23 protein-coding genes and 4 pseudogenes are annotated in these 25,473 nt (G+C 61.5%); 10 read left to right on the top strand and 17 right to left on the bottom strand.

What is annotated here, in order from left to right; genetic code table 11:
- Positions 1 to 23: 23 nt before the first annotated feature.
- Together OKW37_RS01720 and OKW37_RS01715 are read right to left on the bottom strand one after the other, a co-directional pair.
- The gene (locus tag OKW37_RS01720; RefSeq protein ID WP_429401635.1) at positions 24 to 296 is read right to left on the bottom strand and encodes a hypothetical protein; all 273 of its coding nucleotides are present in this window, start codon (positions 294 to 296) and stop codon (positions 24 to 26) included.
- Positions 297 to 542: 246 nt separating this feature from the next.
- A complete protein-coding gene (locus OKW37_RS01715) occupies positions 543 to 977 on the bottom strand; it encodes an NUDIX hydrolase (RefSeq protein WP_429401633.1) in 435 nt (144 codons plus the stop codon).
- 341 nt (positions 978 to 1,318) lie between these two features.
- On the opposite strand from OKW37_RS01715, the gene OKW37_RS01710 reads away from it, so the two are divergent.
- Positions 1,319 to 1,705, top strand: a complete 387-nt coding sequence (locus OKW37_RS01710; RefSeq protein WP_429401631.1) for a hypothetical protein — start codon at positions 1,319 to 1,321, stop codon at positions 1,703 to 1,705.
- A gap of 134 nt (positions 1,706 to 1,839) precedes the next feature.
- Here OKW37_RS01710 and phoU read toward each other — a convergent pair whose 3' ends face one another.
- Entirely contained in the window at positions 1,840 to 2,547 is a 708-nt protein-coding gene (phoU, locus tag OKW37_RS01705; protein ID WP_429401629.1) for a phosphate signaling complex protein PhoU, read from the bottom strand.
- Between the two features lie 275 nt (positions 2,548 to 2,822).
- On the opposite strand from phoU, the gene OKW37_RS01700 reads away from it, so the two are divergent.
- Positions 2,823 to 3,032, top strand: coding sequence for a hypothetical protein (locus tag OKW37_RS01700; protein ID WP_429401627.1), 210 nt, complete (start codon positions 2,823 to 2,825; stop codon positions 3,030 to 3,032).
- Positions 3,033 to 3,226: 194 nt separating this feature from the next.
- Positions 3,227 to 4,888 (top strand): Na/Pi cotransporter family protein, encoded by a 1,662-nt coding sequence (locus OKW37_RS01695; protein ID WP_429401625.1) that lies wholly within the window; start codon positions 3,227 to 3,229, stop codon positions 4,886 to 4,888.
- A gap of 192 nt (positions 4,889 to 5,080) precedes the next feature.
- On the opposite strand, the pseudogene OKW37_RS01690 reads toward OKW37_RS01695, so the two are convergent.
- Positions 5,081 to 6,259 (bottom strand): annotated as a pseudogene (locus OKW37_RS01690) (transposase); the annotation flags it as partial.
- Positions 6,260 to 7,050: 791 nt separating this feature from the next.
- On the opposite strand from OKW37_RS01690, the gene istA (OKW37_RS01685) reads away from it, so the two are divergent.
- On the top strand, positions 7,051 to 7,941 hold the full coding sequence (gene istA, locus OKW37_RS01685) for an IS21 family transposase (protein WP_429401623.1): 891 nt from the start codon (positions 7,051 to 7,053) through the stop codon (positions 7,939 to 7,941).
- Here the strand turns inward: istA (OKW37_RS01685) and OKW37_RS01680 are convergent.
- From OKW37_RS01680 to istA (OKW37_RS01665), 4 genes and pseudogenes are all read right to left on the bottom strand, one after another.
- A complete protein-coding gene (locus tag OKW37_RS01680) occupies positions 7,826 to 8,821 on the bottom strand; it encodes a tyrosine-type recombinase/integrase (RefSeq protein WP_429401621.1) in 996 nt (331 codons plus the stop codon). The two genes, istA (OKW37_RS01685) and OKW37_RS01680, sit on opposite strands and share 116 nt — an antisense overlap.
- The gene (locus OKW37_RS01675; RefSeq protein ID WP_429401619.1) at positions 8,814 to 9,755 is read right to left on the bottom strand and encodes a tyrosine-type recombinase/integrase; all 942 of its coding nucleotides are present in this window, start codon (positions 9,753 to 9,755) and stop codon (positions 8,814 to 8,816) included. The genes OKW37_RS01680 and OKW37_RS01675 overlap by 8 nt, the downstream gene beginning before the upstream one ends.
- Positions 9,752 to 10,993 carry a tyrosine-type recombinase/integrase gene (locus OKW37_RS01670; RefSeq protein WP_429401617.1) on the bottom strand — a complete coding sequence of 414 codons (1,242 nt, stop codon included), beginning with the start codon at positions 10,991 to 10,993 and terminating at the stop codon, positions 9,752 to 9,754. Before OKW37_RS01670 ends, OKW37_RS01675 begins: the two co-directional genes overlap by 4 nt.
- Before the next feature lie 83 nt (positions 10,994 to 11,076).
- Positions 11,077 to 11,850: pseudogene (gene istA / locus OKW37_RS01665) on the bottom strand (IS21 family transposase); the annotation flags it as partial.
- 721 nt (positions 11,851 to 12,571) lie between these two features.
- On the opposite strand from istA (OKW37_RS01665), the gene OKW37_RS01660 reads away from it, so the two are divergent.
- Complete coding sequence (locus tag OKW37_RS01660) at positions 12,572 to 12,958, top strand: FAD-dependent oxidoreductase (RefSeq protein WP_429401615.1); 387 nt, start codon at positions 12,572 to 12,574, stop codon at positions 12,956 to 12,958.
- Between the two features lie 189 nt (positions 12,959 to 13,147).
- Positions 13,148 to 13,399 carry a hypothetical protein gene (locus OKW37_RS01655; RefSeq protein WP_121315173.1) on the top strand — a complete coding sequence of 84 codons (252 nt, stop codon included), beginning with the start codon at positions 13,148 to 13,150 and terminating at the stop codon, positions 13,397 to 13,399.
- 214 nt (positions 13,400 to 13,613) lie between these two features.
- On the opposite strand, the gene OKW37_RS01650 is transcribed toward OKW37_RS01655, so the two are convergent.
- Both OKW37_RS01650 and OKW37_RS01645 read right to left on the bottom strand, forming a co-directional pair.
- Positions 13,614 to 14,330: a hypothetical protein gene (locus OKW37_RS01650; RefSeq protein WP_429401613.1), complete on the bottom strand. Its 717-nt coding sequence runs from the start codon at positions 14,328 to 14,330 to the stop codon at positions 13,614 to 13,616.
- A 201-nt stretch (positions 14,331 to 14,531) separates the two neighbouring features.
- Positions 14,532 to 15,011: a VOC family protein gene (locus tag OKW37_RS01645; protein ID WP_429401611.1), complete on the bottom strand. Its 480-nt coding sequence runs from the start codon at positions 15,009 to 15,011 to the stop codon at positions 14,532 to 14,534.
- 589 nt (positions 15,012 to 15,600) lie between these two features.
- Between OKW37_RS01645 and OKW37_RS01640 the strand changes: the two genes are divergently transcribed.
- The 3 genes from OKW37_RS01640 to OKW37_RS01630 are packed head-to-tail and all read left to right on the top strand — an operon-like array spanning position 15,601 to position 17,854.
- The gene (locus OKW37_RS01640) at positions 15,601 to 15,792 is read left to right on the top strand and encodes a hypothetical protein (RefSeq protein ID WP_429401213.1); all 192 of its coding nucleotides are present in this window, start codon (positions 15,601 to 15,603) and stop codon (positions 15,790 to 15,792) included.
- The gene (locus OKW37_RS01635) at positions 15,785 to 16,417 is read left to right on the top strand and encodes a recombinase family protein (RefSeq protein WP_429401609.1); all 633 of its coding nucleotides are present in this window, start codon (positions 15,785 to 15,787) and stop codon (positions 16,415 to 16,417) included. Before OKW37_RS01640 ends, OKW37_RS01635 begins: the two co-directional genes overlap by 8 nt.
- A 33-nt stretch (positions 16,418 to 16,450) precedes the next feature.
- Positions 16,451 to 17,854 (top strand): recombinase family protein, encoded by a 1,404-nt coding sequence (locus OKW37_RS01630; protein WP_429401607.1) that lies wholly within the window; start codon positions 16,451 to 16,453, stop codon positions 17,852 to 17,854.
- Between the two features lie 27 nt (positions 17,855 to 17,881).
- On the opposite strand, the pseudogene OKW37_RS01625 reads toward OKW37_RS01630, so the two are convergent.
- A pseudogene (locus tag OKW37_RS01625) lies at positions 17,882 to 18,963 on the bottom strand (IS3 family transposase); the annotation flags it as partial.
- A gap of 272 nt (positions 18,964 to 19,235) precedes the next feature.
- On the opposite strand from OKW37_RS01625, the gene OKW37_RS01620 reads away from it, so the two are divergent.
- Positions 19,236 to 21,017, top strand: a complete 1,782-nt coding sequence (locus OKW37_RS01620; RefSeq protein ID WP_429401605.1) for a Rieske (2Fe-2S) protein — start codon at positions 19,236 to 19,238, stop codon at positions 21,015 to 21,017.
- Positions 21,018 to 21,057: 40 nt separating this feature from the next.
- Here the strand turns inward: OKW37_RS01620 and OKW37_RS01615 are convergent, their stop codons facing one another.
- The 6 genes and pseudogenes from OKW37_RS01615 to OKW37_RS01590 all read right to left on the bottom strand — a co-directional run bounded on the left by OKW37_RS01615 (position 21,058) and on the right by OKW37_RS01590 (position 24,510).
- Positions 21,058 to 21,378, bottom strand: a complete 321-nt coding sequence (locus OKW37_RS01615) for a Rieske 2Fe-2S domain-containing protein (protein WP_429401603.1) — start codon at positions 21,376 to 21,378, stop codon at positions 21,058 to 21,060.
- 1 nt (position 21,379) lies between these two features.
- Positions 21,380 to 21,748: an SUF system Fe-S cluster assembly protein gene (locus OKW37_RS01610; RefSeq protein WP_429401601.1), complete on the bottom strand. Its 369-nt coding sequence runs from the start codon at positions 21,746 to 21,748 to the stop codon at positions 21,380 to 21,382.
- Positions 21,749 to 21,756: 8 nt separating this feature from the next.
- Entirely contained in the window at positions 21,757 to 22,212 is a 456-nt protein-coding gene (gene sufU, locus OKW37_RS01605; protein ID WP_018435887.1) for a Fe-S cluster assembly sulfur transfer protein SufU, read from the bottom strand.
- Positions 22,209 to 23,462, bottom strand: a complete 1,254-nt coding sequence (locus OKW37_RS01600) for a SufS family cysteine desulfurase (protein ID WP_429401599.1) — start codon at positions 23,460 to 23,462, stop codon at positions 22,209 to 22,211. Before OKW37_RS01600 ends, sufU begins: the two co-directional genes overlap by 4 nt.
- Positions 23,459 to 24,025: pseudogene (locus OKW37_RS01595) on the bottom strand (SufB/SufD family protein); the annotation flags it as partial. The pseudogene OKW37_RS01595 and the gene OKW37_RS01600, both read right to left, overlap by 4 nt.
- Positions 24,013 to 24,510: a universal stress protein gene (locus tag OKW37_RS01590; protein WP_121318972.1), complete on the bottom strand. Its 498-nt coding sequence runs from the start codon at positions 24,508 to 24,510 to the stop codon at positions 24,013 to 24,015. The gene OKW37_RS01590 and the pseudogene OKW37_RS01595, both read right to left, overlap by 13 nt.
- Positions 24,511 to 25,473: the final 963 nt, after the last annotated feature.

The following is a 25,473-nucleotide window of genomic DNA, read 5'->3' as shown; positions in this document are numbered from 1 at the left end:
GTCGGTGATGCGCAGGCGCGATGCTAGCCGCGCTCGTTGTGACCCAGATCCTCGATCAAACGGCGTCCAGCGGAAAAGCCGCCCATCACGGCGTCGACCTCGTTCCTGAACAGGTGGCCATCCGCTTCTCCGAGCCGCAAGGACGTAAAACATGAAACGGGTTGACCTGCCTTTGTGATCGTCACGACGGCCACGTACCCGAGTCCGTCATGCGATTGACCGGTATCGGCCAGACCGGGATGCGCCTCGGCACTGACCTCAACTTCGAACCCAAGGTAGTTGTAGATGCGTTTCATATGACACTTCCAGAGATCATCGGCCCTGGTGGTGGGAGTTGCTGAAGCCAGTTGCATACGTTAGCTAGCCGCCACACACCAGCATATGCCTGCGCGAACGGTTCTTTTTGATGTTTCCTGTCCACGCCGATCCAATGGTGCGTGCGCCATGCCTTCGTCAACCATCACACCGGTTCCACATTGCCAATCGCCCGTGGCACGCGTGTGACGCAGAGGTGCGGTGTCTCGTGGATCTACGCCGGATTTTCATTTCGCCACCATGGTCATGCCTTCGCCCGCGGGCGTCCCTGCCAGGCCAGTTGGCGTCACCATCTGAATCCGTCCACGCGGAAACAGCAGCTCGACAATACCGCGTGTAGGAACGCTGGCCGAAAGGGTGGCGATCTTTGACGGCACAAACCACCGGCATCGAGCAATTTCATTGCCGGGCTGTGCGACCGCGTCAGCCGGCACCTCAACCAGAAAGACATCGTGCAGCGTGCCCAGACCACCGAACCGGAAGAGATAGATCAACTCCGTCGCAACAAGTCCCGTCTCTTCTTCAAGCTCGCGGCGCGCGGCATCAACAGGCGCCTCGTCGCGCCTGATCCTGCCACCGGGCAGCGCCCACCGCGAGCGTGCCCTCGCGGCCAGCAGGACCCGGCCATCACGGACACACAGCACCGTTGCCCTGTCTTTCATGGCAGTCTGACCTCTTATGCGAGGCGCCGATTTTATGACGACGACCCAGACGATGAAGCGGCGCGATCAGAAATTCGGGGACCTCTGAAGAGACATTCGCAGCAATCAGCAAATCCACTCGGCGTGGCCGGCAATGGAATGTCGATGCACACGTCGAACACCGCAGTGTCACAACAATGTCACAATTATGCGTTTTGGAAGTGCCGACCCATTCACTATCGGAATCTGGATTGCAATAGGAGCACTTGTCGCGCGTGACTTGAAGGTTCTTCGAGATCTGCGCGCGGCCAACGCCAGGTCAGGCATGGAGGCCGCAGCATGGCAGGTAAAGGGAGCACGCGATGACACAGACGTACGAATACAACGGGTTCACCCTGCAGGTCGCAGTCGAATCCGGTCTCTGCAGCCGCCTGACAGAATGCGCTTCGGCGCATTCGGGCTATGTCGCGGTCGTTCGGATTTGCGAAGCAGGCAGCGCAGTGCCCAGATTGTCGCCACTCAGACTGGGTGAAGCAGGCGGTCGCCCGTTCGATAGCGAGGCCGACGCGCTGAACGGCGGATATATCGCAGCGTGCACGATCGTGGACGACCTTTTCCGGCAGGACATTGCAGACTCTTTCGTCATGCCACTGCGGCAGTCGGCGGCAATGCCACCTTCGCCGGGGGTATTGTTGTCCTTCGGCAAACGCGCGCAACGGCCCGAAAATGAGCAAGCCCGTTGGGCGTGATTCCCGGGTACCTGATCCCGGATGCGACCCGCTCCAGCGGAATCAACTGAGTTCTAGGGGTATGCGAAGAAGCCCGGCAATCATCCCGGGGTCGCTCACGATCGTTGCGACTTCGTGCCTCCGCTGTCCGGTTCTCAACCATCCAGGGCTTCGTGCTCAAGTCGCTCGCGCGAAACGTGGCGTACATCTGTGCCCTTGACAACGTAAATGACGAGCTCCGCCAGATTCTTCGCGTGATCCCCGATCCGTTCGATGGCCGATGCAATGAACAGGTAGTCGAGCGCAGAAGAGATGATGCCAGGATTCCCGGTCATGTATGTTGGCAGCTTGCGCACGAAAGCGCGGTACCGGTCATCGATCGCCTCATCGTCCCGCATGATCCGGGCTGCCGCAACCGTATCGAGTCGGGCGAATGCCGCGAGCGCGTTACGGAGGATGGTTGCCGCCATCTGACCGGATGACTGGATCTCCGCGATATTCACGTTTCTGCCCGCACCGTCTTTCGCGATCCGGCGCGTGCGCTTCGCGATCTTGCGTGCCTCATCGCCGGCACGCTCGAGATTGGAAATGCCCTTTGAGATGGCCATCAATCGACGCAGGTCGGATGCGGTGGGCTGGCGCCGCGCGATGATGTTGCTGCATTCGGCATCGATTTCGATTTCCATTGCATTGAGTCGGTGTTCCTCCTCAACCACCTTCCCGACCAGGTCCATGTCGAAGCGGCCGAGCGCCTCCATCGCATCGGTCAGCTGCGACTCGACCAGTCCCCCCATCGCGAAAAACCTCGACGACAGGTGTTCAAGGTCAGCGTCGAACCCGCTGGAAATGTGCCTGTCTGGCATGGAAAACTCCTTCTGTTAAAAACAAGATAAACTGTTTGTACCGTTTGTCAAACCTGCGCACAACCATGAAGCCACAGGCCACCCGGAACAGAAGCGGCAAACGACCGTATGTGCATACGGCCGCACCTGCCAGTGAGGCAGTTGCAGACAGGGAGTCGGTCAATACGACGAAAGTTCAACGTTCGGCGACGAAGACACGGAAGGCAACGCCCGTTGAAGCGCCTCCCCCGCGCGTCGTCCGGCACCGCAGGAAGCAGGTCAGGCGGGAAAAGGTCGTGCGGGACACCTTCACGATGCCGCGGGCGGACTACGAAAAGATCGCGGTGCTCAAACAGCGGTGCCTCGATGCGGGCGTTGATGTGAAAAAGAGCGAGCTCTTGCGGGCGGCCCTGCTTCTTCTGGAGTCTGAACCGACGAAACGCCTGCTCGCGGCCGTCACGGCGGTCGAGCCGGTCAAGACTGGCCGGCCACCCAAATCGAAGTGAGCTGCGCGGGGCCTCATGGTCGCGCCGTAAATCGGCAAAAACCGCGGCTTGCGAGAGGACGTCCCGCTGGCCCTGTCCGGGCGCCGGGGTTCAGCCGTTAACGGTTCAGGCTCCGTGCGAACGTGCAGGCAAGGCGCGATACGCCCGCATGAAGAGTCAGAAGACGAGTCGCCCGGCACGGAGGGCTCTGGATCATGACATTGACGTTCACGCTGGTCGATCTGGCTGGATCCGTTGCGCTGCTGCTGTGGGGTACCCACATGGTGCAGACCGGCGTCCAGCGCGTATTCGGTGCCAGCCTTCGCTCACTGCTCGGCCGGGCCCTGCGCGGGCGACTGGGCGCCTTCCTGGCCGGGATGGGCGTCACCGCAGTCTTGCAGAGCAGTACGGCAACGGGACTCATGACGGCCGGCTTCGCGGCAGGCGGCCTGGTGGAGCTGGTCCCCGCGCTCGCCGTCATGCTCGGCGCGAACGTCGGCACGACAGTGATCGTGCAGGTGCTGTCGTTCGATGTGGCAGCGGCCTCGCCGGTGCTGATACTCGTGGGCGTGGTGATGTTCCGGAAGGCGTCAACCACACGGGCACACGATCTGGGCCGCGTCCTGATTGGCCTGGGCCTGATGCTGCTCGCGCTGCACCAGTTGCTCGGGATGATGACGGACTACGAGGACGCACCCAGTCTGCGCATGCTGCTGGGGGCCGCCTCCACCGTGCCGCTGGTGGATGTGCTGCTGGCGGCGGGACTGACCTGGGCCGCGCATTCAAGCGTGGCGATCATCCTGCTCATCATGTCGCTGTGTGCGCAGAACGTGGTGCCGCCCGATGCCGCGTTCGCACTGGTGCTGGGCGCGAATCTCGGCACTGCCATCAATCCGCTGGTGGAGGGGACCACCGCGGGCGATCCGGCGTCGAAGCGGTTGCCCGTGGGCAATCTGCTTTCGCGGGCCGTGGGCGTCGTGATGGCGCTCGCAGCGCTCGGACCGCTTGGCCGGCTCATGGTCACGATTGAACCGGACAATGCCCGGGTGGTGGCCGATTTTCATACGATGTTCAACCTGGTGCTTGCCTGCCTGTTTCTGCCGGTACTGTCTCCGTATGCGCGCCTGCTGCGCCGCCTGCTGCCCGAGCGCGCAGACCCCGCCGACCCGTCGCGTCCACTGTATCTGGATCCGGCCGCCCGGCAGATTCCGATGGTGGCGCTCGGCCATGCGGCACGTGAGGCACTGCGCCTGGCCGATGTGCTCGGCCAGATGCTGGCGGGTGCCCGCGCGGCGCTGGTGGAGGGCGACCGGAAACTGATTGTGGAAACCCGCCGGCGCGATGACATCCTGGACCACCTGAATACCGCGATCAAGACGTACCTGACGTCACTCGATCCCGAACAGTTTGCTGAGGACGATCATCGGCGGCTGCATGAGATCCTGACCTTCGTGATCAACATCGAGCAGGCGGGCGATGTGGTGGATCTGAACCTGCTCCCGCACGCCACCAAGCGCGTGAAGCGCGGACTCGCATTTTCGAAGGAAGGGGAAACGGAACTGCTGGTTATGATGGACCGCCTGATGGCCAATCTGCGTACCGCTGCGTCGCTGTTCGTGACGGAGGATCCACGTACGGCACGCATGCTGGCTGACGAGAAGGTGGCCTTCAGGGAAGCCGAATCCGCTGCGACAGCTGCGCACTTTGAGCGGCTGCGCTCGGGTCGCATCGACACCGCCCAGACCAGCGCACTGCATCTCGATGTGCTCCGTGACCTGAAGCTGATCAATTCGCATATCGTGGCCGCGGCCGCGTACCCGGTCCTCGAGCGCACCGGAGCCCTATTGCCCAGCCGGATTGCTTCGAACGAGATGTAGTCCGAAATAAGTGGGCTCAGGCCGCACCGTATGGTCAGACAGGCGGCGGGGAAAACGCGCCAACGTGAGGGCATCACGAGTGCAAGGTTCAGCCTCGCGACAACACGCGATGAGTTCGACACCGACGAACCAGTTGAACCGGCGAGTTCCCTTCAGCGCTGTCCGTCAAGGAAAGAATGCGCATCGCGGGCATCAGCTGGAGCCAGTGCGCTTCGAAGGGAACGGGATGCTGGAATTCAGGCCCGGCATGAGTCGCTCCGCGTAGTCGGCAATCGGAAAGTCGAAGGTGCCGCGCAAATTGATGCCTTCGAGTGAGGTCGGTGCAATGCTGCGCAGAAGGTGTGTTGGTACTGCCTGGTTTCCAGGCTGCCCGATCGTGTCCAGCGCGCTCTGCATGTGCAGGGTGTTCCATGCCATGACGGCATTGGTCAGCAGCGTCAGTGCGGACGACACCGCGATCATCGAATGGCGGTGACGGGTGAGTTCAACCGGTATCTTGCCCTGATGGATCGCGCGCTGCACGTTGTGAACCGCTTCGCCACGATTGAGCGCGTGCTGCAGTTCGCCGCGAAACGCCGGCACGGTAAAGTAGTCGATCAGGAAAATCGACCGGAAAAGCTGTCCGAGCTGCACACCTCCCTCATAGAGCGGCTGGCCGCGTGCCGCCGAACCAAAGCGCGTCAGCGCCTGAACGGCGGTGCAGCGGCCACTCTGCACGGAGGCGGCAACCCGCACGAACTCGTCCCAGACTGCTTCGATCACTTCGGGTTTTACGTCACGGTCGACCACTGCTTCAAGTTCGTCCGATATCACATGCCCGACTGGCACGTGCAGCCGACGATCCCGCAGATGCGCAAGCCGTGGGCAGAGGTCGAAACCAAGCGCTCGGGCAAGCCCCATCGAGAAATCGGTATACCCGTGCGTGTCAACGGCGAGCAAGGTCACGTCATCGGTGCTGTTCTGGCGGATCACGCCTTCGATCGCGACGCCGGCCTGGCGCTCATTCAGCACGATGGGCTGGTCGTAGAAAATGCCCCAGCGGTCCCTTACATGCGTGTACACACCGATCGAAGCGGTGCGGCGCCGCGGATCGGCACGTGCCTGCCAGACCGTTCGTGTAGTTTCCAGCGACATCATGTCCGATGAGGCCAGGTCCGCGCGTCCCCAGTGCTGCGCAATCGGGTGCCGGTGCATGAACTCGAGCACCGCGTCGGCGGCCTGACGCAGCATCCGTTCATCGGCGATACGGTTCATCATCTGCCGGATTGCGCTCGCGGACAGCTCAGGGACCATGCGCGCGATATCGGCGGCTGACATCGACGTACCGTGCGCGAGGACGGCGGCATAGACCATCTGTGAACGGCTGTGAGAATCCGACACTAAACGGCGGCGTCGATCAGAGATGCGGAATGGTCATGCTCTGCTGAGCGGTCTGGTAACGGTTTGCGCGAAGAGCGGGAGGCGGCGCCGGCTGCGTCGGAAGGAGCCCGTAGGGCGAGTGCAGACGCAGCCGATTCGGCTCGCTTCAGGAAGAGGTGACGCTGAAGTCGGGATGCGGTAGAAGAAGGCTTACCGCCGAAGAAACAGGCCCGACACCGGCTCAAACCGCCAAGTTCATTCCGATGTCGAGCCCCACACGCGCGCGGGGCACGGGTGCCGGGCCAGTATGGCACGACCCCACCAGTCCCGTCGATACCGTTTCGGCATTGACGGGGATTGCCGATGCCGGCCACAGGCCGCCTGTTTGTGTGCGCCCGCTGCCGGGCGCAGGTCATCGTTTGCCGCCGTTGCGACCGCGGCCAGATCTACTGCGACGGCGACTGCTCTGAGGTCGCACGTCAGGCCAGCATGCGCGTGGCTGGCCAGCGCTATCAGCGCAGTCGTCACGGGCGCTTCGCGCACGCCGAACGGATGCGCCGCTATCGCAGCCGCCAGAATAAAGTGACGCATCAGGGTTCCGCTGTGCCTGCCGCCGATGCTCTACTGGCACCGACTTCGACGACGTCGGCGGCAAGAGCGGCGGTGCCCGCCACCGCCCCATCTGTGCCTGAGCATTGCCATTTCTGCCACTGCGTCTGTCCGGACTTCGTACGTCTCGGGCCACTACGCCGTCGGGTCTTCCGTGATGTTCGTACTGCTACTTACTGCACAGGAAGTGACCCATGACCATCGGAGTTGAACTGGAGGCGCAGATCCTGCGCTACTACCACGTCGAGAAGTGGCGCTGCGGCACCATCGCACGTCAGTTGCATGTGCACCGCGGCACAGTCCAGCGCGTGCTGGCGCAGGCCGGTCTGCCACGCGTCGGCGGGATGCTCAGACCTTCGCAGATCGATGCCTACCTGCCGTTTATCCATGACACGCTCAAGAGGTTTCCGTCGCTCACGGCCAGTCGGCTGTATGCGATGGTCACCGAGCGCGGCTACCGTGGCAACCTCCATCATTTCCGGCACCTGATCGCGATACACCGTCCGCGTCCTACACCAGAGGCTTATCTGCGGCTACGCACCTTGCCCGGAGAGCAGGGCCAGGTTGACTGGGCCCATTTCGATCACCTGCAGATCGGGCGCGCGCGTCGGCCGCTGATGGCCTTCGTCATGGTGCTGTCGTGGTCGCGGCAGATCTATCTGCGCTTCTTCCTCGATGCCCGCATGGACAGCTTCCTGGCGGGCCACGCCGGCGCGTTCGCGGCGTGGTCCGGATTGCCACGAATCCTCCTCTACGACAATCTCAGGAGCGCTGTGCTCGAGCGTCAGGGTGATGCGATCCGCTTCAACCCGACGCTGCTCGCGTTCGCCGCTCATCATCGCTTCGAGCCCCGTCCAGTGGCAGTGGCCAGAGGAAACGAGTATGGCGTGGTAAAAAATATGTGCTGCTCGGTAACAAACTGGGCCAAGGCAGCGTCTTTGCGGAAAGCGAACAGCACATATTATTCCGCTAAAGGGTGCGCAGGAAGGCCATCAGGTCGGGCTGGTCGCGCCATTGCTTTTGTTCTCCCGCACCGCCGTCTACTTCGCATGCCGCCAGCGCCCGCGCCTTTGTTTCCAGATTGATCTCTGCATAGATGTTCGTCGTCTCCAACGAAACGTGCCCGAGCCAGCCACGTATCGTATTGATGTCGACACCGGCCTGGAGTAGTAGCGAGGCGGTCGTATGTCGAATCACATGTGGGTGCACATTCTTGCCGGCAAGTGACGGCGCGCTGGCGGCGGCACGGATAGCACAGCGCTTGACCAGTGCATGAATGCCGGATCGCGTCATCGTCTGGTGGAATCGGTTGAGGAACACCGGCGCAGTTGCGGCCCTTCCTTCGGTCTGTAAGCACAACGCATCGAGCGTCGATTTCCAGAGCGGGCAGCGCCGATGTCTGCTCCCCTTGCCGACGATGCTGACCGAGCGCGTGTGCCAGTCAACGTCGCCAATCTTGAGCTGCGCAGCTTCGCTTGCACGCGCTCCGGAGTTAAACATGAACAGCAGTAACGCATGTTCGCGTTGCCCTTGCGCCGTATTCACATCGGAGGCAGCAAGCAGAGCGTCCATTTCCTGCTTGCTAAGATAGCTGATCTCCGGCCGACTGGTTCTCTTGACGGGGATCAGATGAATCTGCGCCCACCAGTCGACGTATTCCGGTGCATGTTCGCCGACGAAGCGGGCCAGCGCATGAATGCCGCCGAGCCGCTGATTTCGTGTGCTGACCGTGCAGTGGCGCTGTTCTTCCATGTGCGTCAGGAACAGGCGGACCATTTGCGGAGAGAGATCATCAACGGTCAGGCGGTCAATCCGCTTGTCGACCTTGGCGGCCAGATACGGCAGCAACAGCATGAGCATGTCGCGGTAGCTCTTCTGGGTATTGATGGCAAGGTTACGTTCGCCTACCAGATGCTCGATCAGGAAGCGCCGGATCCACGGACCCAGCAAGGATGAGTTATTCATGATCCGTCTCCAGGGCGTAGGCTTCAAAGCGCGCGCTCGCTTCACGCAACAACTCGGGCGTCAGGGTAAGGTATCGTTGGGTACCGGCGAGATCGATGTGCCCGAGATAGGTGGCGAGATGCGGCAACAGTAGCTGCAAATCCGCGCCGCTGCGATACCAGGAAATTAGCCGGTGCACTGCGCCTGCGTGCCGCAAATCATGCAACCTGGGCTGGCAGGACACACTGCCTTCGCGTTGGATATCTGCCAGGATGCGCTGTCGCTGAAAGGCCCTGCGCACAGCAGTCTGGCTCAGGGGGCGACCATCGCGGAAACAGAAGAATGGCGCATCTGGCGCCTGCCCAAATTTCTGATTGCGTTGCTGGGCGTAACTTTGCATCGCACCGTTCAGATCTGCTCCTAGCGGAACCAGCCTCGATTTAAAAAATTTGCTCTCGCGGATGTGCAGAACGGCTTCGTCGAGATTGACGTCCTGCATGGTCAGCCGCAAGGCTTCGCCATGCCGAAGGCAAGCGCCGTACAGAATCAGAATGAGTGCGCGCATAACGTATGCGTCCAGCGGAACGTGTGGACTGCATGCCGCGGATGTCACGTCGAGCAGGCGCTTTAGTTCCTCCTTCGAATAAATATAGGGCGTCAGCGGTGGCGGCAATTTCGGACTGTGGCGAGGAAGCGGAGAAGCCGTGACATACCCACGCGAAAGGGCGAAACGAAACAGGCAGTCAAGTACCGACCTTCTCTTACCCCAATGGTTGGTCAGCGGTCTATTACCAGTCAGGAAGTCCTGTACCTGTTCGACCGTGACCGACTCCACATCAATGTTGCCATCCAGCCGGTGGCAGAATGAGGCAAGTGTTTGCGCCTCAAAATTGAAGCGCATGCCCAACGCCCGTTTGTGGCTCACGTATTGGGCGATAAGTTCGGAGAGCTTCATAGCAGACTCCCCAAATCGATTTCGGCCACACACCTCAGTCCGGTCAGGTCAACCTTCGCATAGGTTCTCGTCGACGAAGCGCTGCGATGGCCGAGATGATCGCCGATCTCCTTCAGGGCAAAACCAGCGTCGAGTAAATGCCGGGCATTGGCATGCCTCAGGCAATGTGCGCCGCGCCGCGGGATATCGATGCCAAGCGTCGCGAGACGCGATCGGACGATGCTGCTTACTCGCCCGGGTGATAGCGGTCGGATCGGCGCCTCGACCGACAGAAATAGCTCGCGATGGGCGCTTCGCGGACGCGCTTCCTTCAGGTAGCGCAGAATGGCGTTTCCAACGGTTGCCACCAGCGGGTATTGCTGTGTGCAACGTTGCTTGGGACGATTGACATGAAGGATCTCGCCGCACCAGTCTATATCCTCCAGCCGGAGCCGCACCACCTCGCCGCGCCGCAGTCCGTAGACAACCAGCAGCATGATCATCGCACGGTTGCGCAGATCGATCGTGCTGTCGCCGACAAAACTGGCGACGAATCTTTGCACATCCTCCCAATCCGGCCCGAGCGGCAAACCCTCCTCCCTATAAACCACCGGTGCTTCAATGCCGGACGCAACGTTGGTAGCCCACCCTTGTCCTTCTACGTACCGGAAGAAATTGCGGAGCGTGCTCGCAAGTGCGTGTAACGAGGCTCTGGCCCAGCCATGGTTGCCCTGGTACGCGAGATAGGCGTCGACATCGTGGATGGTGAGGGCATCGAGTGTCTTGTCAGGGCGACAGACCGTTGCCAGAAAATGACCGATCTCATCGCGGCAGTTTGAACTCGTAGCAGGGGAAAGTCCTCGCTGGTCGCGCATGAAATCGACGTAGTGCTCGACATAGCGAACAAATGGTTCTTTCGTGGGATGCCATTCCTCCAGACGCCCTAGAAAGCGCAGCCAGGCCGTGGCGGTATGGATGAACAGAAGCCGCGAGCTGCGGGACCCGTTCGTGCGCTCACTTCGAACGAGACGAATCCGATGGTCAACGGCGAACGCGATTTCCTCGTGCGTTATTTGCACCGACTGGCACAGATCCATGCTCCGGGAAAAAACGAGCAGGATCCAGGCGATCTTCCGGATCGACATGGGCGGATAACCCTGCTCCTGACAATGCACGAGGAAGCGCTTCCTCGATTCCAGGCAGGGCGCCAGATTGTGGGCAGCAAGAACATGTGGCTGCGTAAAGAGAGTCTCGAACATGATATTCCCCCATTGATGATCAGTGGAATATCAGTATCAGCCTGAAATTATGTCGTCATGGAACGTCAACCTGGTAGGCAATACAGGGCCATTGAGAGGCACCGCGACATATTTTTTACCACGCCATACTCATGACCCAGGCCCCGGTTGTTACGTGTGCCTTCCATTCCATAATGGTCGAGCAACGCCGCATACCGGACCGTGAAGTCTTCCTCTTCCTGCCGGTTCCTGAATGCCGCCGACAGGCTGTCGGAGCGGTGTTCGCGCGGGCAGCCGCCTGCCTGCCACAATGCGTTCTGCAATCCCGTCGCGAGCGCCTGGAAGCTCTCTCCGCCATCGACCACGCTGGCATACTCCCAGCGGGAGAACGCCAGCACGAAGTGATACAGCAGATGGGCAAAGGCGACGCCGCCGATCGTCACGCCGAGCTTCTCCATGTGAGTGAAGTCCGACAGGCCTCGGACGCCGGGCTGATACGTTTGCGGGAAGAACACTTCCTTGCTGGGGCCTTCGAGCGCGCGCCACTGGCTGACATGTCGCTCCAGCGTGCGGCGCATGCTGTCGGGAAACCGCTCCGGGTGGTCTTCCTGCAATTTCCGCAGCAGGGTGATTACCTTGAGCCTGGGCACGCTGCGCAGCAACGGGACGACTTCGTTCTCCCATACATCGGCGAACGGATCAGGGCGCGAGCGCCAGTAGCGTCGGGGTTGCTGTGATGGAAGGCCGGCGTGGTGTTCGACGCGTCGCGCCGTGCGCTCGCTCATACCGGACTTCGCGGCAGCGAGCTTCTGGGAGTGATGTTTGCGATTGTTCATGTAGAGGCGGACCTGTTGGTCGGTAATGCGGGTTCCAGACATGGGGCTGACCGCTTCTTCTTAGCTTCAGTCAGCCCATCCTAGCCTCCGCCGAACCAGCGCCGCCGGTAGCTCGTCGTCTCCGGCGGCTACGCCGCCTCCGACTCCTCACTACCGGCCAAGATGATCGCCGCTACACCGGACAAGTTCATTGTCGCCGTCCAGGCATTCGCTTTCTCGACCATCCTCTACCCGCATCCCCGTCAGCGTTCCTTGCGGTTCGCCTGCCACGAGGGCGAAGATTCGGGCTTACCGTGTTCCACGCCAGTTACACGAACAGCTTAGGTCCCGCCTTTCTTCCGGTGACTGTCTGTCCCTGTTGCTCGCAGCACGTATCGAGCAACCCGTCACATACCTTTTGGTCCAAGCCTGCCAGCATCTTGGGCTTGTCAAATTTAACGAAAGTTGCGGCGGTTCACTTACGTTGACCATCCTGTCCAGCCTAGCGTCCCTGCCGCCCGATGCTGGCAGCAATTGAGCGCACCTCGCGGCACGCTCTTCTCATGCGAAGGACTTCATTGTCCCGAGGGCTCCGAACCCGGCCGTTACCAGCCACGCTCGCCCCGGTAGGCTATCGCTGAGGGAACAACGAGTCTCACTATCCCTTGCGGGCCGAGACGATAACTGGCGCGACTTCACGTCGCACGCGTACGAAAAAATCCGTTTCTTGAGGGCACCCCTATCCGATCAAGGGATACTCCCTCACGATTCCGACGGCCAGCCCTTGCCACCCACCGTTGCAGCGGTCGACGAGCACAACCTGGTCGCAATCTCGCGCTTCGGCGACCGGATCCGGGTCACTGCCACGGCTGAGTTCGCCGGCTACGACACGAGCCACAAGCCTTCCGATTTTGCGTTTATGAAGAGAGTGACGCAGGAACTCTACCCTGCCGGCGCAAACTACGATCGCGCGGAGATGTGGGCCGGGCTCAGGCCGATGACGCCGACGAACTTGCCGTTTTTTGGCCGCAAGAAGTATCGCAATCTCTATCTGAATACCGGTCACGGTCATATCGGCTGGACCATGTCCCACGGATCGGCTCGCATCACGGCCGACCTGATCGCGGGGCGAACGCCGGCGATTCCGATGGAGGGGCTGCTGTGGGATTGATGGCGACGCATGTTGCATTGTCAACGTCGTGCGCCGGTCCTCGCTACTCGCTTGCCTCACGCGTCGCCCCGGCATTTAATGGGGATACTCCCTTAAATGCCGAATGCCTCGCGCTCGCCTGCGAGGTCAAGATCGTCAGGCATTGCATGCTACGATCTCCGGAAAACGAAAACCGGCAGGGAGGCTGCCATGTGGGACAAGATCGAACACGAAGGCTTCGAAATCTGGGTACTTCCGGTCCTTGCATATGGCCCACCGGCGCCCGGCACGCTCTACCACTTCATTGGGTACGTTTGCCGCCACGGTGCAAACGCACACATTGCCGGCCAGAGCAAGCGGTTCCAGGAATTCGTGGAGACATTTCATAGCGAAGACGAGGCACGCGATGCCGGGTACCGCGCGGGGCGACATCTTCTTGATACGATCGTTGGGAATGGCTGAATGCAGACCGCGCGGAGCCTTACGACGCTCCCGGTTCCGGCTCGCCGTAGGCGACGCCCGCGTTGCTGGTCGCATCGACAAAATTGCGCAGGCCGACTAGAACACGCCTCTGCGCACATCGTCGCCCGTGCGGTAGTTCCGGTTACTTTGATCGGGATTCCGGTTCACCAGAGGCCGTGCATAGAGCGGATGCCGCAGACTACGTATCTCATGTTCAAGCCTGAAGCACAGCGCGCCGCTCACGGGATCGATGATGTCGGCAAAGCGATATTGATGAGGTTCCTCGCCATAGGTCAGCCCGCGCCCAGCGAGCCGTGTGTAGGGTTCCGAGAAGTTGGCGACATAGAGCTGAATGTGATGCCCATCGTATTCCGGGTTTTGGCGCGAGCGTTTCTGCACAGACAAGTCGCTGATACGTCCCGACCGCGATTAGCGCCTGCTGCGAACCGTTGCAGTCACGGATCTCGACGGACGCATTGAACACGTCGCGGTAAAAAGCGGCAATCGACCCGGCGCAGCCGACCGGCACATCAAGTTGCACATAAGCGATGCCGAGATCGATGCCCGACCACGGAGCATCCGCCTGATACGCATCCGGATCGAGGCAGTCGTAACGGTTTCCCCATGGACAGGTGAGCGCTACGCGGCCGGCCCGCTCGGTCCATCCGAACGCGGTTCCATCGAGCAGGGGCCGGACCGCGCGCAGCCGTGCGGTCAGCGATTGGCGCTTGCCCACGACCAGCGCGACGTGGCCGCGCAAGCGCTGCGCGTCGCCGTGCGGCAAGTGAATCTGTGAACGACCGATGTTGATCCACATATTGGTCACGCCAGTCATTAGACAGGGATCGCGCGTGAGTCCGAGTCCGCTGACATAGAACGCTGTCGCGAGACGCTGGTCCGGTATCGTGAGGTTCACATGCTCGAGCAGCACCAGATTGCCTGTGTCGTCATGTGCCTAATCGGAACGTTCCATCTGAACGCCTTTGAAGGATTTGACACGCCAAGTGACGTGGGATCAGGAAAGCATGGCTGGCGATCATTCGATCGCTGACGCGGTAGCCAGCATCGTCAAGGCTTCCTGGCCAGCGACATCGATTGACTGATCGACTGGCCAAACCGCCGCGTCTGCGTGTCAATCAGCTGCTGCCGCTGCGCGCTCTATCGCGGTTATATCGATCTTCTTCATTGTCATCATCGCGTCCATCGCACGCCTTGCGGCATCAAGACCGGGCCCGTTGACGAGCTCGAGCAGCCGCTTGGGCGTGATCTGCCACGAAAAGCCCCAGCGGTCCTTGCACCAGCCGCAAGGCGCTTGCGCTCCGCCATTGCCGATAATGGCGTTCCAATATCGATCGGTCTCTTCCTGGCTATCCGTCTGGACCATGAAACTTACCGCCTCATTTGGCTTGAAATTGGGGCCGCCGTTCAGCCCTACGAAGCGCCGGCCAAGCACGGTAAACTCGACCGTCAACTCTGGGCCCTGCCCAATCCCCGGTATAGGAGATACATGACCTGCATCGACACGGCTGTCGGGAAAGGTGGCGGCGTAAAACTCCGCCGCCTCGCGCGCTCTACCTTGATCGAACCACAGGCATGTTACGAACTCAGCCATCGCAATCTCCTTTCAGAAACACGCGCCATCAACTGGCTCTGAGGGCAGCATCCCAACGCCCACGCCATCGAGACAGTTGGCATGAGTCGATAATAGCCTGGCTGTCTGACGTTGCCCGCGAATTTCGGATCCCTTAACTGAGCGGAGATTATGCCACTCGTTTGTTCTGGGCGGCGTACCAGTCCTGCTCGAATTGCATCGGGCTGACGTAGCCCAACGTCGAGTGCAAGCGCGAATGATTGTACAAGCCGTCAACACAACGCCCATATCAGCGAATCAAAGGAGGTTCTCTACCGCTGGCATCCGTGGTACGGGCACACGGTATGGATTTTCACCACGATAGAGAGGAAGAACGCCGAGTCAGTGTTGCGCTGTGGGCGAGAGCCGTTCGACACGGCAGGCTTGCTGGAGGTGCCGCAATGGATGTTCGATCCCGTTGCCTGCTGTCGCATTACCTCGGCAACGTCTCCCGCCGTCAGCTGTGAAGCATTGAGGGAACTGAAGTACCTGCTGGCGCAGGCGCCTGCTGCCAAGCCGCGCGGTATGGTACAAGCCGAGCACCATCCTTTGCTCCGTACAGGAGGTGCTGATGCGACGCCAGACAAACCCCCAACCGGGCGGTCAACTCGACCTGTTCCGTCCCTTTCCGAAGACACCACAATGGGCGCGCCTGCCGCAGGAGGTCCGGCAGCAGACGGTGCGTTTGCTGGCGCAACTGCTGCGGCAACACCGTCGCGGGCTGCTCGCCGCCGTACACGAGCCGGAGGTGCGCGATGAGTGACAAGATTCGGGCGCAGCATCTGGCGCGCAAGGCCATGCTGTACGTGCGCCAGTCGTCGGCCTATCAGGTCAGCCACAATCTGGAGAGCCAGAAGCTGCAGTATGCGATGCAGGATCGTCTGCATCAGTTGGGCTGGAACGAGATCGAGGTGATCGACGAGGATCTGGGACGCTCTGCGGCCGGAACGCAAACGCGCACGGGCTTCGAACGGATGGTCGCAGAGGTCTGTCTTGGGCACGTCGGCGCAGTTGCCGCTCGCGAGGTTTCACGATTCGCGCGCAACAGTCGCGAGTGGCAGCAACTGGTTGAGGTGTGCCGCGTCGTCGACACGGTGCTCGTCGATCAGGAGACCGTCTACTCACCACGGCAGAGCAACGATCGTTTGCTGCTCGGCTTGAAGGGCAGCCTGAACGAATACGAGCTGGATCTCTTGCGTCAGCGTTCGCTCGAAGCTCGTCGGGAGAAGGCCAAACGGGGCGAACTCATTGTCGCGGCGCCGGTGGGTTACTGCAAGACCGAAGACCAGCGCCTGGAGAAGGATCCGGATTTGCGCGTGCAGGACGCCATCCGCTCGGTATTCCGCCAGTTCGGCGCGATTGGTTCGGTGCGTCAGACGTTGTTATAGTTCCTGGAGCACGGCCTGCAGTTGCCGGCATGCATGCCGCGCGGCGAAATCCAATGGAAACGGCCGAGCTACGGCACGGTGTACCGGATCCTGACCAACCCGATCTACGGTGGCACGTATGCCTACGGCAAGACCGAATGCGCGATCCATTACGAGGCTGGGGAACCACGCAAACGTGATCGCCGCAAACCACGGGATCAGTGGCTTGCGCTCATTCCGAATGCCCACGAAGGGTACGTTGACTGGGACGAATTCGAACGGATCCAGTGTGCCATTAGCGGCAACCTGCGTCTGGCCGGACACGCTGGCGCCCCGAAGAACGGTGAGGCCCTGCTGGCGGGACTGTTGCGCTGCAGGCGCTGCGCGAGCAAGCTGACGCTACACTACACGGGTAACAGGCACGACGCCTTGCGCTATAGCTGTCATCGCGGCTGGATGGACAAGGGGCAACCGCGTTGTATTGCGTTCGGTGGCACACGCGCGGACGCGGCCATCGCCGAGGCGGTCTTGCAGGTCGTTCAACCGGCGGCAATTGAGGCAGCAATCGTGGCGCGCGAAGAAGAGACCCTGAAGCAGGACGAAGTGCTGGCCGCGTTGCAGCGGGATCTTCAGGCTGCACGCTACGCCGCGCAACGCGCGCAGAAACAGTACGATGCTGCTGACCCCGAGAACCGGCTTGTCGCCGACGAACTGGAGCGGCGCTGGAATCATGCGCTACTACGCGTAGAGGAACTGCAATCGCGTATCGAGCAACAGTCGGGCACATCCGGCCAGATACCGCCTACCCAGCCAGAGGAGTTTGCCGATCTTGCCACTGCATTGGAATCGATCTGGCCGCAGGCCGACGCCCGCCTGAAGAAGCGCATAGTGCGCACCCTGATCCACGAAGTCGTCGTTGACGTTGACGACGCAACGAGCGAAATCGTGCTCGTCATTCACTGGAAGGGCGGAGTACATACCGAGATTCGCGTGCCGCGGCGGCGCCGCGGAGAGAACACTACGCATACGTCACGTGAAGCAATTGATGCCGTGCGCCAGCTTGTCCGTATCTGTCCGGATCTGGTGATCGCCGGCGTACTCAATCGCAATGACCTGCGAACCGGCCGGGGTAACTTCTGGACCCAGGAGCGAGTCACCGCGTTGCGCAGCCACCATCAGATCCCGGTCTATTCGAGCGAACGACGTGCTGCTGAAGGATGGATGACGTTGACCGAGGCATCGGCGTTCATCGGTGTGAGCCCCGGAACGCTCAGGCTCGCAGTTGAGCGCAACAAGATCCCCGCCGAACATCCGTTACCCAACGGGCCATGGATCTTCAATCGCAATTCGCTTACCGGGGACGCAGTTACCGAACTCGTCGGACGGGCTCGCGCACGGCGTGGACACCCCACAATACCAACGACACAACAGGGCTCTCTAGATTTATCAACAACATAGCGAGGTTGGGCAGTATGAAACGCACTTGTAGAAGCTCAACCAGTCGATTACCTCGTCCATCGCTTCCCGACGCGTTGCAAAGCGCTGGCCAAGGATGCGTGCTCGCTTGAGCGATCCCCACAAGCTCTCGGTCGGCGCGTTGTCCCAACAATTTCCTCGACGGCTCATCGAGCTGCGCATGCCGTAGCCCTTAAGCAGGTCCTGGAAGTCATGACTGCAATACTGGCTACCCCTGTCGCTATGGACGATCAGGCCCGCTTCCGGCCGGCGGCGAAACCACGCCATACGCAGCGCGTCAGACACCAGCTCCGTTCGCATGTGTGGCTGCATCGACCAGCCCACCACCTGACGACTGAACAGGTCGAGGATGACCGTCAGATACAGCCAGCCTTCGTCAGTCCAGAGGTAGGGGATGTCCGTACTCCAGGCCTGATCGGGGCGAGCAGGCGAGAAGTCGCGTTGCAGCAGGTTCGGTGCGACCGGCAGATTGTGGTTGCTGTCGGTGGTGGCCTTGAAGCGGCGTTTGGTCTTCGCCTTGATGCCGTGCAGCTTCATGAGCCGCTGGACACGATCCTTGCTGACACGAATGCCCTGGGCAAGCAGCTTCTTCCACACCCGCGGCCAGCCGTACTCGCCTTTGGATTCAGCGTGCACGGCCTTGATGTGGATCAGCAGGGCGTCGTTGCTGATACGTCGGCGCGGACGCTCCGTATCGACGTCCCGGGCCTTGCGGGCATGGTAACCGCTGGGGCTGACACCCAGCACCTGGCAGGTCAGGGAAACCGGCCATTGTCGGCTGTGAAGTTCAATCCAGGCGTACTTCAATCCGACACCTTTGCGAAGTACGCCGTGGCTTTTTCCAATATGTCGCGCTCCATCTTCACGCGTGCCAACTCCGCGCGCAGCCGGGCAATCTCCATCTGTTCAGGAGAAACCTGCTTGCCTGCGCCACTCAGCTTGCCCGCGGCATCGGCCTTAACCCAGTTGTGCAGCGTCTTCGGGCTGATGCCCAGTATCTTTGCCACCGCCGCCATGCTCTGGCCGCCGCGGACCATGCGCACGGCTTCTATCATGAATTCCTGCGTGTACCGTGCTCTCGGATTCCCCATCTTTCCTTCCTCCTTGCGTGAGTTTTACACACTCAGCAAGGGATCCATTTTTTGCGGGCAAGCCCAGTCGAGTTCGAAATGCGCATCGCGCCATCGCGACGAACTCGGCGACGACCCGATAGCACAGCCGTTCAGCGCGCGCCTCGTTATCGCGACCGAGCGAGTCTCGTCTGCGGACTTGCACGAAATCCACGGCGGCTTTTCGCGTTCTACACAAGAGTATGCTTATCTCGACAACGTCCCTGAAGGGACGAGTGCCGGAGGGTATAGACATGGATGCACCGAACAAGGAATTCGTGCTCGTGGGGAGCCTTGAAGAGTTGAAGGCGAAGGGGCGGCTCGTTGTGCAAGGTGGCCATCGTCCGATCCTCGTCATCTACGACCGCGGGCGCGTCTTCGCCCTCGACAATCGTTGCCCACACATGGGCTTCCCGCTCGAGCGCGGCACCGTCGAGGACGGCATCCTGACCTGTCATTGGCACCACGCCCGCTTCGATCTCGAAAGCGGCTGCACCTTCGACCTGTGGGCGGACGATGTACCGATCTGCGCGGTCGAGGTGCGCAATGGCGACGTCTGGGTGACGACCACGTTCGGTCATCCCGATCCCGCGGCGCACTGGCATCAGCGGCTTGCGGACGGCCTCGCGCACGACCTCGGACTCGTCATCGCCAAGGCCGTGCATGGTCAGCTCGCGGCCCAGGTACCGGTGGCCGATATCGTGCAGCAGGTGGCGCTGTTCGGGGCGCAGAACCGGGACGGCTGGGGCGTCGGTCTCACGATACTGACGGCGCTCGCCAATCTGTTGCCCGTGCTGCCCCAGGACGAAGCCTATCTCGCCCTGTTCCACGGCGCGCGCCGGGTGGCGGCGGACTGCGAGGGCGAGGCGCCGCGGCGGCGGCGGGCGCCGCTGGCAAGCCGGCCAGAGCCAGCCGCGCTCAAGCGTTGGCTGCGCCTTTGGACCAACGTGCGCCATCGCGAGGCGGCCGAGCGCACGCTGCTGACGGCGATCGCCGCGGGTGCCTCACCGGCTGTGCTCGCCGATGCCCTGCTTTCTGCCGGGACCGAACGAGCGTTCGCCGACGCCGGTCATTCGCTCGACTTCATCAACAAGGCGTTCGAGTGCCTCGACCTGATCGGCTGGGAGCACGCGCCAGCTTTGCTGCCTACTATCGTCGGTCAGATGGTGGCGGCCCGTGGCGCCGAGGAATCCACCGCGTGGCGCCAGCCCGTCGATCTTGTTGCGCTGTGTGATGAATCAGCCAACCAGATATCGGAACTTTTCGCTGCGGGGCGCAGCCTGCAACGCTGGTCGGACCACGCGGCGCTCGCCCGGGAACTGCTCGGTGACGATCCAGCGAAGATCATCGACGCGCTCAAGGCGGCAAGCCGCGCAGGCGCCGCTCCGGCTGATCTGGGTCGATCCCTCGCTTACGGCGCGGCGCTCCGGGTGGCTCACTTCGGCAATGCCAACGAGCATGCCGACTGGGAGACGGCGCACCACGTCTTTACCTACGCTAACGCGGTCCACCAGATGCTCAGGCGGATCGGGACCGCGGACATCGACGGTTCCGTCACGGCCGTGCGCGGCATCATGCACGGAGCCATGGCGCTCTACCTTGCCCGCTATCTGAATGTGCCAGCAGCCCGCATCCCGGGCGATGGCAACGACCAGCTCGACGACCTCCCTGCCGATGCGGAGACGATCCGCACCGCCTTGCTCGACGCCTTCGACCGGCAGCGACAGGTTGATCTTGCAGCACGGCTGGTAGCGCGGCATCTCACGCTCGGCCATCCGCCACAGGCGCTCATCGCCACGCTTGCGCTTGCCGTGCTGCGCGAAGATGCAGGCTTCCACGCCTATCAGATGCTGGAGGCCGGGGTCCGGCAGTTTGCTGTGTGGAGCGATACTGGCGAAGGCCGGCACATTCTCATTGCGGTCGCCCGCTATCTCGCCGCCCATTCACCGACCGAACGCGGGACACTGCAAACGGCCGACATCGCCCGGCGCTTGATGCAAGGCGGCGAGCTGCATCAGGGGGCTGGGGCGTCGTGACGTCGCTTTCGTGAGAACGAGAGCCGGTCGACAGCGCACCTCAATCCCACCGCTCGTCACGCACCTGAACGACGCCCGCCTCGACCCGCACCGGAAACGCCACCACATCCTCATATGCCGGCGGCGCCAGCACCTTTCCGGTCCTGATGCAAAATCGTGCACCGTGGCGCGGACAGACGACCACGTCGCCTTCCACCACCCCGCCCGTCGGGATGCCGCCGTCGTGCGGGCAGACATCCTCGATTGCGTAACAGGTGCCGTCGACGTTGAATACAGCAACCTGCGCGCCATCAACCTCGACGCTGCGAACAGACCCGGCCGGAAAATCCCCGATCGCGGCGACATCGACCCAGTCGGACATGTCAGAGCATCCCCAATTGCAGGCGCGCCGCATCCGACATCCGGTCTCTCGACCACGGCGGATCCCACACCAGTTCAACATGCACGTCGTTCACTCCGCTCACCGAGAACACCGCATCCTCCACCGTCGCCGGGAAGGTCTGCGCGACCGGGCAGCCGGGCGCGGTCAGCGTCATGCGGATCCCAACGCGGCCTTCGGCTTCGTCCACGTCAAGACCATAAACAAGCCCCAAATCGTAGATGTTGACCGGAATCTCCGGGTCGAACACAGTGCGCAGCGCGTCGATCACGCGCTCTTCAAGAGGTTCTGTTGGTGTGCCACTGCCGGGTTGTGCGGCCTCAGCGCGCTTCAGCCAGTCGAATGTGCTCATTGTCTGCCTCACTCTGTCGAAACGGGGCGATCCTCGTCGTGCAGTGCGGCATGCAGCGTATGCCAGGCCAGCGTCGCGCATTTCACACGCTCGGGAAATTCACGCACGCCGGACAGCACCGCCAGCTTGCCCATCTCCGACGCGGCTGCCACCTGCCCTGCAGCGGGTGTTGTCACCATGTCGTGAAAGCGCCCGAACAGCGCTTCGGCCTCCGCTTCCGATTTGCCTTTCAGCGCCTCCGTCATTAGCGACGCCGACGCTGTCGCAATTGCACAGCCTGCGCCTTCGAAACTCGCCTCCTTGACGATGCCGTCCTCGATTCGCAGATAAAGCGTAATCCGGTCGCCGCACAGCGGGTTATAGCCCTCAGCCGTGTGATTGGCACCGGACAGTCCATGACGGTTACGCGGCCGCCGGTAGTGGTCGAAAATGACTTCCTGATACAGCTCGCGCAGATCGTTCATGTTCCGAATAGCTCCCTGACCCTGCCGAGACCTTCGACCAGAGCGTCGATATCCTGGTGCGTGTTGTAGAGGGCGAGCGACGCGCGCACGGTCGCCGGTACGCCGAAACGCTGCATCACCGGCATCGCGCAATGATGGCCTGCACGCACGGCGATGCCGTGATGATCGAGAATCGTGCCGACGTCATGGGCATGCACGCCGTCGAGCACGAACGACAGAATGCTTGCCTTGTCGCGTGCGCTACCGATGAAACGCAAGCCCGGTATCACCCGCAATGCATCCGTTGCATAGGCAAGCAGCTCGTTCTCGTGCGCGGCGATGACTTCCATTCCGAGGCTGTCGACATAGTCGAGCGCCGCGCCCAGCGCAATTGCACCGGCAATGTTCGGCGTGCCCGCCTCGAACTTCCACGGAATCTCGTTGTATTCCGTTTTCTCGAACGTTACCGAGCGGATCATGTCGCCGCCGCCCTGCCACGGCGGCATCGCTTCAAGCAGTGCGGCCCTGGCGTATAGCACGCCAATGCCAGTCGGTCCGTACACTTTATGCCCGGAAAACGCGTAGAAATCGCAATCTATCGCACGGACGTCGACTGGCAGATGCGCAATCGCCTGCGCGCCATCCAGCAGTACCGGCACGCCCCGCGCGTGCGCCCTCGCAACGATGCGCTCGACCGGATTGATGCTGCCGAGCGCGTTGGCCAGGTGCGTCATCGCGACCAGCCGCGTACGTTCACTGAACAAGCGCTCGTACGCGTCGGCATCGAGCGCGCCCGTATCGTCGATCGGCACGACTTTCAGCGCCGCGCCCGTCTGCTCACAGACCAGCTGCCACGGCACAATGTTCGAATGGTGCTCCATTGCGCTGATCAGGATCTCGTCGCCGGGCTTGATCCGCGGGCGCGCATAGCTCTGGGCGACGAGATTGATCGCTTCGGTCGTGCCACGCACGAACACGATCTCCTCCGGACGCTGCGCATTGATGAAGCGCGCGATCTTCGCGCGTGCTGCCTCGAATGAATCGGTCGCGCGCTGCGACAGCAGATGCACGCCGCGGTGCACGTTGGCGTTGCTATGCCGGTAGTAAGCGTTTTCCGCGTAGATGACCGCGGCGGGTTTTTGCGTAGTGGCGCCATTGTCGAGATAGACCAATGGCCGACCATGCACGCGCTCGCCCAGAATAGGAAAATCGGCTCGCCAATGCGCGACATTGCGCGGATCGGGCGTCTGCATCTGTTCGATCGGCTTCATAGCAACTCCCTGATGCGCTCGCCTTCCGGAGTCCGTGCGAGCAGCAGGTCTTCGAGCCGGCCACGCAGCGAATCGATGCGCACACGTTCGACAATGTCGCGCGCAAATGCGTAGGTCAGTAGCGCCCGTGCCACGCGCTCTTCGACTCCCCGAGCACGTAAATAGAACAGCTGACTGTCGTCCAGTTGACCGACCGTCGCGCCGTGTGTGCATTTCACGTCGTCGGCGTAGATCTCGAGTTGCGGCTTCGTGTCGATTTCCGCATCGCGTGACAGCAGCAGGTTGTGATTCGCCTGATGCGTGTCCGTTTGCTGTGCATCGCGATGCACGATGACGCGCCCGTTGAACACGCCGCGCGCTGCGCCGTCGAGCACCCCGCGGTAATGTTCGCGACTCGTGCCCTGCGGCTCTGTGTGATCGATGCGCGTGTGGTGATCGACGTGCTGCCGGCCCCCGACAAAATAGAGACCGTTCAACGTCGCTTGCGCGTTCGCGGCGTTCAGGCTTGTGCCGATACCAGTGCGCGACAACGCGGCGCCGAACGCAAACGCTAGGGAGGAGAAGGCCTTGATGCGGTTGCTGGGGTGCCGGATGGGCCGGTTTGCGTCGACTGCCGGACGACGAGGACCGGGATCTGACTGTGCGTCAGGACCTTCTGGGTCTCGCTGCCGAGTAACAACGCGCGCATACCGCTTCGTCCGTGAGACGCCATGACGATGAGATCACAATTTCGTTGTGCTGCAACGCTGATAATCGCCTCGTACGGGTGGGCGCGGTTCGTAGCAACCGTATCGCACTCGACACCTGCTTGCGCAGCCGCTTTTGCGATGACCGCGAGGTAGTCATCCGCATGCTGTCGGGTGGCCTGGACGACTCGCTCCTCGGTGTCCGCGATCATCTCGGTGCCATACGCGAGGACATGAAATTCCGGGATGACATGGAGGCCCGTAACTTTGGCGCCACTTTCCATGGCGAGCGTCACCGTCATTTGAATGGCGGCTTCGGAGAGGGCCGAACCATCGGTCGGCACCAGCAGATGCTTGAACATACGTTTCTCCCCGCGGCCAGACATATTCGCGTTGACATCCTGCGCCGATCGCCTGAACGAGGCGCGCGTGGATCAAGCGACCTCCTTCAGTATAGTCACCATGACGAGGGTTTGGCACGCAGCCCAATATCCGTGACAAGGCACCACGCGCTGCTCCAGCTGAAGGCCGGTACGGCGAGCGACGGCATTGTCACGGTAACCGGATGTGCTGGTAGAGTGAGACGACGAAGAACTAGAAGCCGATCTGTCGCCGTTTCCGAACATGTTGATCTCCCATAGGGGATGATCCGGAGTCGGCCGAGCAGCATCAGACCGAAGAGGAACTTGCGCGGGAGGTTGAAACGCGGGAAGCCGCGCGCGATGCGGACGCCTGAATCCACACGACATTCGACATTGATCCGGAATAGCTTCGGAGGCCATAATGCAGAATCCCGCTCTATTTCACGTGCTGCTTGATCATCTCGAGGCGATCGGCGCGTCCGCGCATGATGTCGACCGCTTCGTTGATCGGTGGCACAGACTGAAGTCGCACGAGGCCTTTCCGTGCCCAGTCTGCTACTTGGCCGGCAAGGAGCAGCCGCTCGCGGCGTTGCCGGCTCAAGACAAATTCGAACCAGTTAAATGCCCGAGCTGCAAAACGCAGTTCGATGTGCCAATCGATGCCTAGCGGAAAGGCAATCCGGCATGAGCGACCACCTGACTGCCCAAGAACTGACCGATCTGGTCGGTTGCAAGCCGAACCGACGTGCCACCATGAAGACATGGCTTTGAGAAGAGCGCCCAGCCGTTCGTCATGGATAAGAATGGCATGCCTAAAGTTTTGCGCCTTTATCGTGATCGCAAGCTCGGCATATCCGATGACTCACAGTCGACGATCGACAGCAAGGCTGCGTCAGGCCCAGATCTCGATGCGTTCAAGGGAAAACGCCCCGCTCAGCGGCGCCGCAGTCCGGCTCGACTTCC

It is taken from the genome of Paraburkholderia sp. MM5482-R2 (assembly GCF_050436125.1).
In the GTDB taxonomy this organism is placed as follows: Bacteria; Pseudomonadota; Gammaproteobacteria; order Burkholderiales; family Burkholderiaceae; genus Paraburkholderia; species Paraburkholderia tuberum.
The sequence above is the reverse complement of the archived record's forward strand: the minus strand, read 5'-3'. Positions and strand labels throughout refer to the sequence as shown.